The sequence below is a fragment of the Streptomyces sp. NPDC102462 genome (genome assembly GCF_044765425.1).
Classification (GTDB): domain Bacteria; phylum Actinomycetota; class Actinomycetes; order Streptomycetales; family Streptomycetaceae; genus Streptomyces.
In genome coordinates, this window is sequence record NZ_JBIWKB010000007.1 from 172,956 (window position 1) to 188,031 (window position 15,076).

The 15,076-nt window shown below is 72.9% G+C and carries 13 protein-coding genes; 8 read left to right on the plus strand and 5 right to left on the minus strand.

The genetic code is table 11. The annotated features are described in order from the left end of the window. Window positions 1–416: 416 nt before the first annotated feature. Window positions 417–2,294 carry an AAA family ATPase gene (locus ACIRFL_RS09105; protein ID WP_404025643.1) on the minus strand — a complete coding sequence of 626 codons (1,878 nt, stop codon included), beginning with the start codon at window positions 2,292–2,294 and terminating at the stop codon, window positions 417–419. A gap of 432 nt (window positions 2,295–2,726) precedes the next feature. After that, window positions 2,727–3,347 carry a uridine kinase gene (locus tag ACIRFL_RS09110; protein ID WP_404025751.1) on the minus strand — a complete coding sequence of 207 codons (621 nt, stop codon included), beginning with the start codon at window positions 3,345–3,347 and terminating at the stop codon, window positions 2,727–2,729. Window positions 3,348–3,626: 279 nt separating this feature from the next. On the opposite strand from ACIRFL_RS09110, the gene ACIRFL_RS09115 reads away from it, so the two are divergent. From ACIRFL_RS09115 to ACIRFL_RS09125, 3 genes are all read left to right on the plus strand, one after another. Then, entirely contained in the window at window positions 3,627–4,997 is a 1,371-nt protein-coding gene (locus ACIRFL_RS09115) for a peptidase C39 family protein (protein ID WP_404025646.1), read from the plus strand. A 138-nt stretch (window positions 4,998–5,135) separates the two neighbouring features. After that, window positions 5,136–5,273: an SCO1431 family membrane protein gene (locus ACIRFL_RS09120; RefSeq protein WP_404025648.1), complete on the plus strand. Its 138-nt coding sequence runs from the start codon at window positions 5,136–5,138 to the stop codon at window positions 5,271–5,273. An 18-nt stretch (window positions 5,274–5,291) separates the two neighbouring features. Beyond that, a complete protein-coding gene (locus ACIRFL_RS09125) occupies window positions 5,292–5,984 on the plus strand; it encodes a TetR/AcrR family transcriptional regulator (protein WP_404025650.1) in 693 nt (230 codons plus the stop codon). A gap of 51 nt (window positions 5,985–6,035) precedes the next feature. Here ACIRFL_RS09125 and ACIRFL_RS09130 read toward each other — a convergent pair whose 3' ends face one another. Continuing rightward, window positions 6,036–7,277 (minus strand): glycoside hydrolase family 18 protein, encoded by a 1,242-nt coding sequence (locus ACIRFL_RS09130; RefSeq protein ID WP_404025653.1) that lies wholly within the window; start codon window positions 7,275–7,277, stop codon window positions 6,036–6,038. A 337-nt stretch (window positions 7,278–7,614) separates the two neighbouring features. Between ACIRFL_RS09130 and ACIRFL_RS09135 the strand changes: the two genes are divergently transcribed. Beyond that, window positions 7,615–8,790 carry an acyl-CoA dehydrogenase family protein gene (locus tag ACIRFL_RS09135; protein ID WP_404025655.1) on the plus strand — a complete coding sequence of 392 codons (1,176 nt, stop codon included), beginning with the start codon at window positions 7,615–7,617 and terminating at the stop codon, window positions 8,788–8,790. Between the two features lie 532 nt (window positions 8,791–9,322). Here the strand turns inward: ACIRFL_RS09135 and ACIRFL_RS09140 are convergent. Further along, window positions 9,323–9,760, minus strand: a complete 438-nt coding sequence (locus ACIRFL_RS09140; protein WP_404025657.1) for a hypothetical protein — start codon at window positions 9,758–9,760, stop codon at window positions 9,323–9,325. 268 nt (window positions 9,761–10,028) lie between these two features. Between ACIRFL_RS09140 and ACIRFL_RS09145 the strand changes: the two genes are divergently transcribed. The 4 genes from ACIRFL_RS09145 to fxsA all read left to right on the plus strand — a co-directional run bounded on the left by ACIRFL_RS09145 (window position 10,029) and on the right by fxsA (window position 14,321). Then, window positions 10,029–10,469: an Lrp/AsnC family transcriptional regulator gene (locus ACIRFL_RS09145; protein WP_121888443.1), complete on the plus strand. Its 441-nt coding sequence runs from the start codon at window positions 10,029–10,031 to the stop codon at window positions 10,467–10,469. A gap of 289 nt (window positions 10,470–10,758) precedes the next feature. Then, window positions 10,759–12,372, plus strand: a complete 1,614-nt coding sequence (locus ACIRFL_RS09150; protein WP_404025659.1) for an amidohydrolase — start codon at window positions 10,759–10,761, stop codon at window positions 12,370–12,372. A 534-nt stretch (window positions 12,373–12,906) separates the two neighbouring features. Beyond that, complete coding sequence (locus tag ACIRFL_RS09155; RefSeq protein WP_404025662.1) at window positions 12,907–13,710, plus strand: polyprenol monophosphomannose synthase; 804 nt, start codon at window positions 12,907–12,909, stop codon at window positions 13,708–13,710. Between the two features lie 47 nt (window positions 13,711–13,757). After that, window positions 13,758–14,321 carry an FxsA family membrane protein gene (gene fxsA, locus ACIRFL_RS09160; RefSeq protein WP_404025665.1) on the plus strand — a complete coding sequence of 188 codons (564 nt, stop codon included), beginning with the start codon at window positions 13,758–13,760 and terminating at the stop codon, window positions 14,319–14,321. 119 nt (window positions 14,322–14,440) lie between these two features. Here fxsA and ACIRFL_RS09165 read toward each other — a convergent pair whose 3' ends face one another. Continuing rightward, window positions 14,441–14,815, minus strand: a complete 375-nt coding sequence (locus tag ACIRFL_RS09165; protein WP_003977404.1) for an RNA polymerase-binding protein RbpA — start codon at window positions 14,813–14,815, stop codon at window positions 14,441–14,443. Window positions 14,816–15,076 lie beyond the last annotated feature (261 nt).

A 15,076-nucleotide genomic window follows, 5' to 3' on the forward strand; every position in this document is an offset into this window, starting at 1 on the left:
GGCAGCGCCGGCTTCCGCGCCCGGCGGCGGTCGCCCGGCTGATCGGCGGCTGCCGCCGGATGGTCCCGCGCCGGCCATCGCGGTGAACCGAAGGAGGCGCCGGCCGGCTGAGTCGGGCCCGCGCGGGTCACCGGCAGGCCGCTCGTCGCCTACCCCGGGAACGGCGAGTCCTGGGATGCCGCGGCCCACGCCCGCGCCGGCTTCCGCGCCCGGCGGAGCGGCGGCTGCTGCCGGATGGGGCCGCCGGCCATCGCGCGGATCCTGGAGGCGGCCTGAGCGACGCGGGTGTCGTCAGCCGCGTCCCGGTGGTCCCGCAGCGGCCGCTCGATCCCGTCCACCGGTCTCCCGGGCCGGTCCGCGGCCGACCGGACCCCACGGCGTCCAGGCGCTGCGCGGCACGGAAGTCGTCGCGTGGGTCACAGGGCCGACGGATCCTGCGGTCCGCGCCCCGACAGCACCTCCCCGTACGCCTGCATCAGATCGGGCAGCCGCAGCGTCGCGAGGTCGTCCCGGGACAGCGCGCCGGGGTACCCCGACAGCCGCAGATCCCGGTAGGCGCAGCTCTTCTCGTACAGGGTGCGCAGGAACCGTCCGTTGCCCAGCTCGTCGATCCACCCCTGGTCGACCACGTGCCCGGCGATGGAACGCAGTTCCTCCAGCGCCTCCTCGTCCCACGCGTCCCCGTTCTCCGCGGCCAGCACCTCGCCGATCGCGGTGAGTTCGAGCGGCCGGTACGAGGGGAAGTCGACGCGGGTGGTGAAGCGGGAGGACAGCCCGGGGTTGGCGGCCAGCAGCCGGTCCATGCCCTCGGGGTAGCCGGCCAGGATCACCACCAGGTGGTCCCGGTTGTCCTCGGCCCGTTTGAGCAGCACCTGCAGGGCCTCGTCGCCGTAGGCGTCGCCCTTGCCGTAGCCGGAGTTGGACAGCGAGTACGCCTCGTCCACGAACAGCACGCCGCCGATCGCGGAGTCGATCAGCTCGTTGGCCTTCACGGCCGTCTGGCCCAGGTACTCGCCGACCAGGTCGGCCCGCTGCGCCTCCACGAGGTGGTCGCCGCCGAGCAGTCCGAGCGCGTAGAAGACCCGGCCGAGGATCCGGGCGACGGTGGTCTTGCCGGTGCCCGAGGGGCCGGAGAAGACGAAGTGGCGTTTCGGCGGCTGGACCGGCAACCCTTGGCCTGCCCGCAGCCGCGCCATGTTCAACTGCGCGGACAACGCCTTGACCTGGCGTTTCACCGGTTCCAGCCCGACCATGCGCTCCAGTTCGGCAAGTGCCTCCTCCAGCAGGGCGGGATCGGTGGGCCCCGTGGGCAGCGGCGGCGACGGCACGCCGGTCTTCTCGCGCACCGCCGGATCGGTCACCGACGGCGGCGGGCCGGCCGGCGGCAGGTCGGGTTCGGGCAGCCGCAGGTCGCGGCCCTCGCCGCCGAAGAGGGGGTCGAGCACGTCCGGGCCGTCCACGCTGTCCTGTCCGGCCCCGGTGAGCATGATCGCCGCGAGGTCCGCGGCGGCGTCGTCGTAGCCGTCGTATCCGTCGCCCTCGGCGATCGCGGCGAGCCGGGCCGAGGTGTCCATGAAGGCGGGGTCGACCCGGTGCACGGCCCGGTACAGGGGGAGGGCGGCGGCGCTGCGGCCGGTGCCCTCGTGGGCACGGGCCAGCCAGTAGCGCAGCTCCTTGCGCTGCGGCTGCTCGCTGCGGCAGCGCATCAGGGCCGCCGACAGCAGCGGTTCCGCCTGGCCGTACATCTCCAGGCGTACCCGGGCCATGCCGCCGAACAGGCCCGCCTCGATGCCGAGCAGGGCGTCGTCGAGCAGTGGGTCGGTGTGCCGGACGAGCTGCTCCCAGTCCTTGACCAGATACGCGCGGCACGCGTGCAGAAAGCGGACCTGTGGGTCGGTGTCCACGGGCGGCAGCCCGGCCAGCGCCCGGTCCAGCTCCGGCACATGGCGGCCGTCGAGCCAGTGCGAGGAGTGCGCGAGCAGCAGGTCGCGCGGGCTCTCCAGCACCGGCTGCACCCACCAGCCCAGCCAGTACCAGGAGTTGAGGCTGCGGCGGTGCCGGGCCCGCTGTTCCCCGAACCGGTCGCGGTGCCGGAACATCCGCAGCAGCGCGGTCGTCGTGTCGACGCGCAGCGCGTGCAGCCCGAGCCAGGCGTCCGCCATCCCGGGATCCATCCGCACCGCGGTGCGGAACTCCTCCTCCGCCTGCGGATAGGCGCCCACGGTGTAGGCGTCCACGCCTCGCAGCCAGGCGAGGTCGGCCGGGGCCTTCGGGCCCTGCGTGCCGAAGTCCATCACGTCCCCCACAGACCGTGCCCCCGTTGGTTCACCGCCGGGCGGCTGCCCGGCGGCCGCCTCTGGTCGAACCGCTGTGCCGCGGACCGGAGTTGCAGGTGCGCGAAGCAGCCGTTCGTAGGTCGCACCAGGGGCATCGTACCCGCGCGTCGGGTGCGCGCCGAAGGGTGCCGCACGGCCCGTTTGACGAGGTGGGAGCAGATGGGGCGCACACGGCGACAGTGACCCAGGGTGATCGGATCGCCGCGTTGGGCGTCCGCGTGGCGGGATACGGGCAGAACGAAGCCCCCGGTCACGGGGGAACAACCGGGGGCTTCGCGTCTGCGGGCGGCTCCGAGTGGCCGCACATTGAGAACGTAAGTCCTGTACGGCCCCCGGGTCAAGCGGAGTTGAAGCACTCGAAGAAGTTCTCACGCAAGGGCCTTCACAGATTCAGCACATAGCGGATGGTCCATCACCGTGCGTGACATTGGGTCCGGATCCGTGGGTCGCGGCGGGTCCCGGCAGCACCTCATACCCCTTCTGCAACTGGAGCACCAGCAGGTCGGCATGGGGGCGCGTGGGGTCGTCGGCGAAGTGCCGGCGCTCCGCCTCGACCCAGCGGGCCCAGAACTCCCGCTGCTCGCTCCCGTCCCGCCGGCGGCCGCGGTTCCAGGAGTCCTCGCGGGCCAACTCCATCCACAGCAGGCGGGCCAGATACGGCCGCAGCGCGCGGCGTCCGGCCCCGACGCCCTCGACGAGGACGACGGGCGCGGCCGGCAGCGCGCGGGGCGGGCCGAAGGAGCGGGCCCGCCAGTCGTAGGGCGCGTACGCCGCGCTCTCGCCCCGGGCCAGCGGCTCGATCACCTGGGTCAGCAGCCGCCCGGTCCAGTCGAACAGCTCGTCGTGGCTGGCGATGTCGTCCAGGTGCAGCACCGGTGCCCCGCCCAGCGCGGCGGCCAACGTCCCCGCGAACGTGGACTTTCCCGAACCGGCGTGGCCGTCGACGCCGATCAGCCGGACCGGACCGCAGGACGGCGCGAGGCCGCGCAACCGGGCGGCGAGGTCGTGAATGACGGTTCCTCCGGGGGCGGGAGAGGGGGCGAGGGAGAGGGGAGGTCTTCCGCGGTCATCCTAGTGGCGCACCCTGCGGGCCCCTCCCGGCGGCCGTGCCAGTGGACGAGACCAATAATCATGGGCGTGGCATGGCCCGAAGAGCTGGCAGGGGCATGCCGCCTGATCCATAGTTGGCGCACAACCGCACGGCGATCGAGCCGACGGGCGGCACCGCCCGGGGCAGGACCGCCGTGGACCGGACCCGTCCCGACTCGGACCCTGGGGGTGCTTTTGCCCATGAGCAGAGCCGAACAGCCGTCCCGCAGAACCGTCCTGGCCGCCGCGGTCGCCGCCGCGGTGACCTCCGGCGCGGTCGTCACCGACGCGGCGTCGGCGGGCGCCGCGACCGCTCCCGACGCCGACGAGCCGGGCCCCGGCCGGCCCGTCGACAACCGTGCCTGGACCACGTACCGCGACTGGCGTTCCGGCCTCGCCGAGGGCGTCGTGGCCGTCGCGGGGGTCCGCCCCGGCGTGGTCATCGGCGCCCCCGCGGGCACCACCGACTACACGGACCCGCACACCGGCACCACCGCCGCCTGGGAGTACGCCACCTGGACCTCCCCGGTCCATCACCTTCGCGTCCCGGCCACCGAGGCCATCGCCTCCTGGAACGCGCGCACCCCGGACGGCACCTGGATCCAGATCGAGCTGCGCGGGACGTACTCCGACGGCACGGACACGCCCTGGTATGTGATGGGCCGCTGGGCGGCCGGCGACCAGGACATCAAACGGACCTCCGTGGACGGCCAGTCCGACGGCCGGAGCAGCATCTGGACGGACACCTTCGCCGTCGACGCCGCCGCCTCCGGCCTGCGGCTGGCGTCCTACCGGCTGCGGCTCACCCTGCTGCGCAGGCCCGGCTCGCAACTGACCCCCACCGTCTGGCGGCTCGGCGCGATGGGCTCCGACATCCCCGACCGCTTCACCGTCCCGGCCGCCCCGCACCACGTCGCCGAGGAGCTGATCGTCCCGCGGTACTCGCAGGAGGTGCACGCGGGCCAGTACCCGGAGTACGACAACGGCGGCGAGGCCTGGTGCAGCCCCACCTCCTCGCAGATGATCATCGAGTACTGGGGCGGCCGGCTCACCCCCGAGCAGCTGTCCTGGGTCGACCCGAGCTACGCCGACCCACAGGTGGACCACGCCGCCCGCCACACCTACGACTACCAGTACCGGGGCTGCGGCAACTGGCCCTTCAACGCCGCCTACGCGGCCACGTTCCGGGGGCTGCAGGGCGTGGTCACCCGGCTCGGCTCGCTCACCGACCTGGAGCGGCTGATCGCGGCCGGCATCCCGGCCATAACGTCCCAGTCGTTCCTCAAGACCGAGCTGACCGGGGCCGGGTACGGCACCTCCGGGCATCTGATGACCGTGATCGGCTTCACCGCCGAGGGCGATGTCATCGCCAACGACCCGGCCTCGCCGAGCAACGAGGCGGTGCGCCGCGTCTACCCCAGGCGGGAGTGGGAGAACATCTGGCTCAGGACCAAGCGGTACAACGCCGGTGGTTCGGTGGTCTCCGGCACCGGCGGCGTGTGCTACCTCTTCTTCCCGGTCCGTCCGACGCCGCGCCAGCGCAGGGCGCTCGCTGCGGTGGGCGTGCGCTGACGCGGGCGGCACGGCCCCCGGGCCGCGGGGGCCGTGCGCCTGTGACCAACCTCTCCGCCGCACGGCCCGCGGGCGGTGGCATGGTGGACGGCACGGTGGGGGGAGTCCACCCAGCACAGCCGACCCCAGTGAGACGCCATGACCGCACACTCAGCCGCCGCCCGCACCCGCACGGGCGGCCCCCGCGACGACGGCCCGAAGATCGTCGAACACGTCCTGGGCTGGACCCTGGTCGCGGTCGTGGCGATGCTCGTGACCCAGCTGGGACTGCTATGACGTTCTGACATACTGCGGATGTCCCGCAGCCCGTTGAGACCAGGGTCCGAATTGCCTATCGACCAACAGCCCGCCGTCGCCCGGCCGCGGGCGCGCGGCACCGAGCGCTCGGTGGCGCGTCGTGCCGAACTCATCGCCATCGGGCGGAAGTTGTTCGCAGACACCTCCTACGACGCGCTCTCCATGGACGACATCGCCCGGCAGGCACATGTCGCCAAGGGACTGATCTACTACTACTTCCGGTCGAAGCGCGGCTACTACCTGGCGATCATCGAGGACTCCGTCGCCCACCTGGTCAGCTACGCCGCGGGCGGCCTGGAGCTGCCGGCCGCGGACCGCGTGCACCGCACCATCGACAGCTATCTGCGCTACGCCGAGCACCACCAGGCGGCCTACCGCACCATCGTCAGCGGCGGCGTCGGCTTCGACACCGAGGTGCACGCCATCCGGGACGGCGTGCGCGAGGCGATCGTCACGACCATCGCGCAGGGCGCGTACGGCCGCGGGGACATCGCGCCGCTGGCCCGGACGGGGCTGCTCGCCTGGGTGTGCAGCGTCGAGGGCGCCACCCTCGACTGGATCGCCCGCCCCGAACTGCCCCGCGACATCGTGTGCCAGTTGCTGGTGAAGACGCTCGGCGGTGCCTTGCGCGCCATCGAGGAGTTGGACCCGTCCTATCCGGCGCCGGCGCCGGCCCGCCGCGACGGCTGAGGCGGGACGCGAGCCCTTCGGCCCCGCCCCGCCCGCCCGGCCGCGCCGGACTCAATCGATGGCCTTGATCAGTTCGCCGTTCGAGGTGTCGCCGCTCAGCTCCCAGAGGAAGGTGCCGCCGAGGCCCTGCTGGTTCTTGTACGTCATCTTCGAGGCGATGGTCGACGGGGTGTCGTAGCTCCACCAGTCGTTGCCGCACTTGGCGTACGCGGTGCCGCCCACCGTGCCGGTCGCCGGGCACTTGGTCTTGAGCACCTTGTAGTCGTCGATGCCCTGCTCGTAGGTCCCCGCCGCCGGGCCGGTGGCCGTGCCGCCCGGGGCGGCCTGGGTGACGCCGGTCCAGCCGCGGCCGTAGAAGCCGATGCCGAGCAGCAGCTTGCCGGCCGGAATGCCGAGGCCGGTCAGCTTGGTGATGGTCGCCGAGGTGTGGAAGTCGGCCTTCGGGATGCCGGAGTAGGAGGTCAGCGGCGAGTGCGGGGCCGTCGGACCGGCCGCGTCCCAGGCGCCGAAGAAGTCGTACGTCATCGGGTTGTACCAGTCGACGTACTGCGCGGCGCCCGCGTAGTCCGCCGCGTCGATCTTGCCGCCGCTCGTGGCGTCGGCGGTGATCGCCGCGGTCACCAGGCTGCCGGAGCCGAACTTCGCCCGCAGTGCCGCCATGAGGTTCCGGAAGGCGTCCCGGCCGCTGCTGTCACAGGTGTTGCCGCAGGCGTTCGGATACTCCCAGTCGATGTCGATGCCGTCGAAGACGCCCGCCCACTTGGAGTTCTTCACCAGGTCGTAGCAGGACTGGGCGAACGCGGCGGGGTTCTTCGCGGCCTCGCCGAAGCCGCCGGACCAGGTCCAGCCGCCGAAGGACCACAGGATCTTCAGGTCCGGGTGCTTCTTCTTCAGCTTGAGCAGCTGGTTGAAGTTGCCGCGCAGCGGCTGGTCCCAGGTGTCCGCGACGCCGTCCACGGACTCGGCGGCGGTGTACGTGCGGTCGGTCGCGGCGTAGGAGTCGCCCATCGCGCACTTGCCGCCGGTGACGTTGCCGAAGGCGTAGTTGATGTGGGTCAGCTTGGCGGCCGAGCCGGAGGTCTCGATGTTCTTGACGTAGTACTTGCGGTCGTAGGTGCCCCATTCGGTGAAGTAGCCGACGACCTTGGAGCCGGCCGCGGCCGCCCTGGGCGCGGTGGGGGAGGCGGCCGTGGCGGTGCTCGCTCCGGCCAGTAGCCCGGCGCCGAGGACGGCGCAACACGCGGCGGACAGCAGCGCCCGCAGGGGGCGGCGGGAACGGTGGGACATGTGCATCGGTGTGTCTCCTCGTGGGGGAGAGGGGAACGCGTGCCGATTGGCATGAACGCGGTCAAGCGTTGCTGCGAGAGGTTAGGAGGACTAGACCAGTCGGGTCAATGGTTCGGACCAATTTCGGGGAGCGGGAGCCGCCGAGATGCTTCTTGAAGTGAGCGGTCGTTAACTGGTGACGTGGGGGTGCCGATCGGGCATACTCACAGCGCACAGCCGCTGGTCAGCCGCTTCCGCGACCCGGAAGCGCGCACCTCGGCCGGAACCGGAGAAGACCAGGCGGCGCCGCCCCACCAAGGCGCACGTCCGCCGATGCGCCCGACACAGGGAGGAGACCGTCGACATGTCCGACCGCGCCCCTCAGCCGGTGGAGCGTCAGCTGCCCACGGACGAGGCAAGGGACCTGATCTCGCTCGTCCGGGAGATAGCGCACCGCGAGATCGCCCCGCGGGCGGCCGAGGAAGAGGACGCCGGCCGCTTCCCGCGTGAGGTCTTCACCCTGCTCTCCGAGTCCGGCCTGCTCGGCCTGCCCTACGACTCGGAACACGGCGGCGGTGACCAGCCGTACGAGGTCTACCTCCAGGTCCTGGAGGAACTGGCCGCGGCCCGGCTCACCGTCGGCCTCGGCGTCAGCGTGCACACCCTGGCCTCCTACGCGCTCGCCGCCCACGGCACCAAGGAGCAGCGGGCCGAGCACCTGCCCGTCATGCTCGGCGGCGGGCTGCTCGGCGCCTACTGCCTGTCCGAGCCGTCCTCCGGCTCGGACGCCGCCTCACTGCGCACCAAGGCGGTGCGCGGCGCGGACGGCGACTGGGTGATCACCGGCACGAAGGCCTGGATCACGCACGGCGGCATCGCGGACTTCTACACCGTGATGGCCCGCACCGGCGAGGACGGCCCACGCGGGATCACCGCCTTCCTGGTGCCCGGCGACGCCGAGGGCGTCAGCGCGGCGGCGCCGGAGAAGAAGATGGGCCTGAAGGGCTCGCCCACCGCGCAGGTCCACTTCGACGGCGTGCGGGTGCCCGACGAACGGCGCATCGGCGAGGAGGGACAGGGCTTCGGCATCGCGCTGTCCGCGCTCGACTCGGGGCGACTCGGCATCGCGGCCTGCGCGATCGGCCTGGCCCAGGCGGCGCTCGACGAGGCCGTCGGCTACGCCACCGGCCGCAGGCAGTTCGGGCGGCCGATCTCCGACTTCCAGGGCCTGCGCTTCCTGCTCGCCGACATGGCCACCCAGATCGAGGCGGGCCGGGCGCTGTATCTGACCGCCGCCCGGCTGCGCGACGCGGGACGCCCGTTCGCCAAGCAGGCGGCCATGGCCAAGCTGCACTGCACCGACACCGCGATGCGGGTGACCACCGACGCCGTCCAGGTCCTCGGCGGGTACGGCTACACCGCCGACTTCCCGGTGGAGCGCTACATGCGCGAGGCCAAGGTCCTGCAGATCGTCGAGGGCACCAACCAGATCCAGCGGATGGTCATCGCCCGCCACCTCGCGGGGCCCGAGACTCACTGATCAGGCCCGGGCCACCCGGCAGGGCCGCCAGCCGCACCCACTCCGGGTCGTCGCGGCCCGGCAGGGTGCGGCCCCGGTCGGCCCAGGCGCGCAGCAGATCGCGGTAGATGGGCGGGTCCTGGGGCGGGGGCGGCAGAACCGGTTCCGCGGTCCGGTGGACGAAGAGCCGACGCGGCCGGCCGGTTGTCGATTGCGTGCGGGACATGCCTGGGCAACGCCGCCGCGGCCACCCGGGTCACCGCCCGCCGCATTCGACCGTGAGTTCACCCGCGTCCGCCCTCACCCCGAAACCGGCCCGCACCGAGGTGCCCGGCGACGTCACCCACAAACGCTCTGCCGGATGTGCCGCGCTGCGTCGTCGGTTGTCCGCGGCGGCATCGTGGCTGGTCGCGCAGATCCCCGCGCCCCTTCCGGGGCGCTGTCGAGCCGCAAGGGACTTCGCCGGGCCTGCTCAGGGCGGGCGCATCAATCCTGCACCACGACAGCCTGGGCGCCATGGTGCGGGGCGGTGGACCGGACGGGGTGCGGCGGCTCAGGCGGCCTGGCCGCGCATCGTCGGCACGCGCATCGGGCGCGAGCCCGGGCCGCCGACGTGCGAGAAGGGCTGCGTGCGCCAGTTCAGACCCTGGGGCAGCGTGAGCAGAAGCGCGGTGTCCTGCTCCTGGGGCGTGAACGACTCGTCCGCGGAGCGGGCCTCGGCGGCCGAACGGCCGGTGCCCGCGCACACCGTGAGACCGAACGGGTTCCACGGCGAGGCGCACAGCGCGTGCTCCGGCAGCACGTCCTCGTCCGCCAGCAGGGCGATGGGCTGCGCGCAGTCCGGGCAGATCACCCGGTACATCTCGAAGGTGTCGTAGGCGTCGAGTTCGTCGCTGTCATAGGCATCGGATTCGACGCCCTCCGGCTGCGGCTCGACCGCCGGCTGCTGCCGCTTGGACGCGGTACGACCAGGGCGCTTAAGACTCTGCATGGGATTCTCCCCCTCGGGCTGGGCCGTGAAGGCGCTGCGGCCTCGACCACAGCAAGCACTTCCCGTCCGCTCTCGGCGGTAATCACGAGAACATCACGGAGCCCGTCCGGCGGGTGTGGCGTTCGTCACATGCCGTGCGCAGGTGCCCGGTGCGGCGCTTTTGTCCCTCCGCTGACCCCCGTTCGGCTCCCGGGTACATCACAAACCGGCTATGACCTGGGTTGCCCGGGTATCCCAGCAGATCAAGCGCACTGTAGGTTTTGGCGCCATGGAGGAGCTGGACCGTCAGATCGTGCAGCTGCTCGTCAAGGACGGGCGGATGAGCTACACCGACCTGGGCAAGGCCACGGGCCTGTCCACGTCGGCCGTGCACCAGCGGGTGCGCCGGCTGGAACAGCGCGGTGTCATCCGCGGCTACGCGGCGGTCGTCGACCCCGAGGCCGTCGGGCTGCCCATGACCGCGTTCATCTCCGTGAAACCGTTCGACCCGAGCGCGCCCGACGACATCGCGGACCGCCTCGCCGGCGTCCCCGAGATCGAGGCGTGCCACAGCGTCGCCGGAGACGAGAACTACATCCTCAAGGTGCGCGTGGCCACACCGCACGAACTGGAGGAACTGCTGGCCCGGCTGCGCACGCTGGCGGGCGTGTCCACCCGTACGACGGTGGTGCTGTCGACGCCCTACGAGGCCCGGCCGCCGAGGATCTGAACCACACCGCTCCCCGGACCCGCCGCGCGCCAAGGTCCGGCGCCAAGGTCGCCGACGGCGCCTTGCGAGGCCCGGCGGCCGAGGATCCGAGCCGCCCCGCTCTCCAGGCCCGGCGCGCGCTGTGCCTGCCGTATCTGCGTCAACGCGCCCCGGTGCCGCCCTGGGCGGCGTGGCCGTCAAGGATCTGATCCGGCCTGGTCCTTGAGGCCGGCGCGCGCCAAGGTCGCCGTGACTTTCCGGCGCCGCCCCGGGTGCCGTCGAGCCGGTGGTGCGCGAGAGACTGTGGGGCATGAACGAGCGCCCCGCCGACCCGAAGACCGTTCTCCTGCGCCGCGGAGAAGTGCACAGCCCCGCCGACCCCTTCGCGACCGCCATGGTGGTGGAGCGCGGCCAGGTCGCCTGGGTCGGTTCCGAGGGCGCCGCCGACGCCTTCGCGGACGGTGTCGACGAGGTGGTCGACCTGGACGGCGCTCTGGTCACCCCGGCCTTCACCGACGCCCATGTGCACACCACCGCCACCGGCCTCGCCCTCACCGGCCTCGACCTGTCCGCCGCCGGCACCCGCGAGGCCGCGCTGGACCTCGTACGGGACTTCGCCGCCGCCCGCCCCGGCGACCGGGTGCTGCTCGGGCACGGCTGGGACGCCGCCCGCTGGCCCGGCGGCCGGCCGCCGACCCGTACGGAACTGGACGCGGCCACCGGCGGGCGCCCGCTGTACCTGTCCCGCATCGACGTCCACTCGGCCGTTGTGACCACCGCCCTGCTGGACCTCCTGCCGGACACGGTCACCCGCGAGGACGCGCCGCTGACCGGCGACGACCACCACGCCGTGCGGGCCGCCGCGCTCGCGGCCGTGACCCCCGCCCAGCGTGCCGAGGCCCAGCGGGCCGCCCTCGCGCGGGCCGCCTCCCTCGGCATCGGCACCCTCCACGAGTGCGGCGGCCCGCGGATCTCCTCCGAGGACGACTTCACCGGCCTGCTGCGGCTCGCCGCGCGCGAGCCCGGCCCGCGCGTCGTCGGCTACTGGGCCGAACAGGGTGACGAAGGCATCGCGAAGGCCCGGGAACTCGGCGCGCTCGGCGCCGCAGGCGACCTGTTCGTGGACGGCGCCCTCGGCTCCCACACCGCCTGTCTGCACCAGCCCTACGCCGACGCCGGTCACACCGGCACCGCCTACCTCGACGCCGCCGCGGTCACCGCGCATGTGATCGCCTGCACCGAGGCGGGGCTCCAGGCGGGCTTCCACGCCATCGGGGACGCCGCCGTGACGGCCGTGGTCGAGGGCGTGCGAGCCGCCGCCGACAAGGTCGGCCTCACCCGGGTCCGCGCCGCCCGGCACCGGGTGGAACACGCCGAACTGCTCACCCCCGAGACCATCGCCGCCTTCGCCGAACTGGGCCTGACCGCCTCTGTCCAGCCCGCCTTCGACGCCCTGTGGGGCGGCGAGGACGGCATGTACGCGCGGCGGCTCGGCCCGCGGCGGGCCCGTGGGCTCAACCCTTTCGCGGCCCTGCTGCGCGCGGGCGTCCCGCTCGCCCTCGGCTCCGACAGCCCCGTCACGCCCCTCGACCCCTGGGGCACGGTCCGCGCGGCGGCCTTCCACCGCACGCCCGAGCACCGGATCTCCGTGCGCGCCGCGTTCACCGCGCACACGCGTGGCGGCTGGCGGGCCGTCGGCCGGGACGACGCGGGCGTCCTGGTGCCCGGGGCGCCCGCCGACTATGCGGTGTGGCGCACCGACGCGCTCGTCGTCCAGGCCCCCGACGACCGCGTCGCGCGCTGGTCGACCGACCCCCGCTCGGGCACCCCGGGGCTGCCCGACCTGACCCCAGGCCATGACCTTCCGGTCTGTCTGCGCACCGTGGTGGGTGGCCGGACGGTGTTCGTACGCCCGGGCGAGTGATCTCCGGGGGCGGCGGTGCCGGCGCCGCCGCCCGCCGCCGCGTCGCGCGACCTGCGCATCCTCCGTACCGCCCCCGAGCAGGCCGGTATCGGTGCAGGTCAGACGGCTGTTGACAGGCTGCGGCCGAGGGCCGGTAGGTTCGGCCGAGTCCACCACCGGACGCCCGACCGGGGAGGTTCCGCGCAGGCGTCGCAGCGCCGCTGGGTCAGGGACGGTGTGCCGCACCGGGGCACCGTCGCTGGGAACCAGGCTCAGCGCCCGCGCCGACGAGGGAACGTTCCGGCCGGTCGGGGAGGTGCGACCCGGGTGGGGCCCGGACGCTCAGTAGACAACGGCTCTCGGTCGACCCGCAGCCAGCGGGTCCCAGGTCGGCCCGAAGGGCGCCGGGCCCCCATCCGCAGCGGGGCGGCGGCGCCGGGCGCGCCGTCTTACCCCGCTCTTGCGGAATCGACACCGCCATACGAACGAGGCGTCACGTCACCGCAGGCGGCGGCCACTATGGTGGACGCCTGCGCACGACATGAAGGGGCAGCAGTGAACGACGGCGACGGGACCCCAGCCGCACGGTCCGGGGCGAGGCAGTTCGGCCCGCTCGGTACGGCCTTGGTGATCATCCCGACCTATAACGAGGCGGAGAACATCAAGGCGATCGTCGGCCGGGTACGCACGGCCGTCCCCGACGCGCACGTGCTGGTGGCGGACGACAACAGCCCCGACGGCACGGGCAAGCTCGCCGACGAACTGGCCGCGCAGGACGACCACGTCCGGGTGCTGCACCGCAAGGGCAAGGAGGGTCTGGGCGCCGCCTACCTCGCGGGCTTCAGCTGGGGCCTGGAACACGGCTACGGCGTGCTCGTGGAGATGGACGCCGACGGCTCCCACCAGCCCGAGGAACTGCCCCGCCTGCTGACCGCGCTCAAGGGGGCCGACCTGGTGCTCGGCTCCCGGTGGGTGCCCGGCGGGAGGGTGGTGAACTGGCCCAGGAGCCGGGAGTTCATCTCCCGCGGCGGCAGCCTCTACTCGCGGCTCGCCCTCGACCTGCCCCTGCGCGACATCACCGGCGGCTACCGCGCCTTCCGCCGCGAGACCCTGGAGGGCCTGGGGCTCGGCGAGGTCGCCTCCCAGGGCTACTGCTTCCAGGTCGACCTCGCCCGTCGCGCCGTCAAGGCGGGCTTCCACGTCGTAGAGGTGCCCATCACCTTCGTCGAACGGGAACTGGGCGACTCCAAGATGAGCCGCGACATCCTCGTGGAGGCGCTGTGGCGGGTCACCGCGTGGGGCGTGGGCGAGCGGGTCGGCAAGATCGCGGGCAAGGGGAAGCCGTCCCAGGAGCGTTGATCGCCCTCCTTATCCCGCACTGAGCCGGACCCAGGCACACTGGGAGCATGACGACTGGCGCTCCGACCCCTCCGCACCCCGCCCGGCCCCGGCCCTCCCGGCCGCGCCGGTACCTGCCGCTGGGCATCGCCGCCTGGCTCGTGCTGGAGATCTGGCTGCTGACCCAGGTCGCCGGTGCGGCGGGCGGCCTCACGGTGTTCCTGCTTCTGGTGGCCGGCGTCGTGGTCGGCTCGGTGGTCATCAAGCGGGCGGGACGTCGTGCCTTCCGCAGCCTGAACGAGTCGCTGCAGCGCGGCGTCCCCCCGGAGCGCGGCGGCGGCAACGGCCTGATGATGCTGGGCGGGCTGCTCCTGATCATCCCGGGCCTGATCTCGGACGCGGCGGGCCTGCTGCTGCTGATCCCGCCGGTGCAGAAGGCCGTGAGCCGGTATGCGGAGCGGGCCTTCGAGCGCAGGCTCTCCCGGGCGGCCCCCGGCTCCCTCGGCGATGCCTTCCAGCGGGCCCGCATTCACCGTCCCGACGGCAAGGTGGTCCAGGGTGAGGTCATCAGGGAGGACGCGGACGGGCCGGGTGACGCGGCGCGCGAGCCGCGCCCGCCCCTGACCCGCTGAGGGCCGTGCGGCCCGCGCCGCACCCGGGGTCACGCAAAGCCGCGGGCGCCGTACGTCTCGATCACGTACGGCGCCCGCGGTGATGTACCTGCGTTGTGTTGTGGTGTCCCGGCCGCCCGCTAGGCGGACTTGCGGCTGTCCCGAGGATGAACCGCGATGTTCATCGCCCCGGAGCGCAGCACTGCCAGACGCTCCTCAAGGACCTCTTCCAGCTCCTCACGGGTGCGCCGCTCCATCAGCATGTCCCAGTGCGTGCGCGCCGGCTTGGCCTTCTTCTCCTCCGGGCCGTCGCCGTCCACCAGGAGCGCCTGGGCACCGCAGACCTTGCACTCCCACTCCGGCGGGATCTCCGCCTCGACCGAGAAGGGCATCTCGAAGCGGTGCCCCTTCTCGCATGCGTACTCCACGGCCTGGCGCGGAGCCAGGTCGATGCCGCGGTCCGTCTCGTAGCTGGTCACCACGAGGCGCGTACCGCGAAGAGCTCGCTCACTCATGAATCGTGCCTCCCGGGCTTGTCGCCCACAGGACAGGTGTCGCTGTCGTCGTCATCCGGTCAACGTCCGGTCGGCGGTAAAGATTCCCGTTCCGAGTCCCGTTCCGGGTCATGCGTCGCCGTCGTAGCCGCCCCTTGTTGTACCCACCGGCGCCCGGTTTGTCACATCTGCTAGCAGATGTCACCCAGCGTTTCAGCAGCTTTGACGCGCAGTAACGGTACGCCTGGCAGGCCAAACGCGTACACTACCGCCCTTTCGCTC

Coding starts and splice junctions, on each gene's coding strand:
- ACIRFL_RS09105 (WP_404025643.1), bottom strand. CDS start 2,294: ATGGACTTCGGCACGCAGGGCCCGAAGGCCCCGGCCGACCTCGCCTGG.
- ACIRFL_RS09115 (WP_404025646.1), top strand. CDS start 3,627: ATGAGCAGAGCCGAACAGCCGTCCCGCAGAACCGTCCTGGCCGCCGCG.
- ACIRFL_RS09120 (WP_404025648.1), top strand. CDS start 5,136: ATGACCGCACACTCAGCCGCCGCCCGCACCCGCACGGGCGGCCCCCGC.
- ACIRFL_RS09125 (WP_404025650.1), top strand. CDS start 5,292: ATGTCCCGCAGCCCGTTGAGACCAGGGTCCGAATTGCCTATCGACCAA.
- ACIRFL_RS09130 (WP_404025653.1), bottom strand. CDS start 7,277: ATGCACATGTCCCACCGTTCCCGCCGCCCCCTGCGGGCGCTGCTGTCC.
- ACIRFL_RS09135 (WP_404025655.1), top strand. CDS start 7,615: ATGTCCGACCGCGCCCCTCAGCCGGTGGAGCGTCAGCTGCCCACGGAC.
- ACIRFL_RS09140 (WP_404025657.1), bottom strand. CDS start 9,760: ATGCAGAGTCTTAAGCGCCCTGGTCGTACCGCGTCCAAGCGGCAGCAG.
- ACIRFL_RS09145 (WP_121888443.1), top strand. CDS start 10,029: ATGGAGGAGCTGGACCGTCAGATCGTGCAGCTGCTCGTCAAGGACGGG.
- ACIRFL_RS09150 (WP_404025659.1), top strand. CDS start 10,759: ATGAACGAGCGCCCCGCCGACCCGAAGACCGTTCTCCTGCGCCGCGGA.
- fxsA (WP_404025665.1), top strand. CDS start 13,758: ATGACGACTGGCGCTCCGACCCCTCCGCACCCCGCCCGGCCCCGGCCC.
- ACIRFL_RS09165 (WP_003977404.1), bottom strand. CDS start 14,815: ATGAGTGAGCGAGCTCTTCGCGGTACGCGCCTCGTGGTGACCAGCTAC.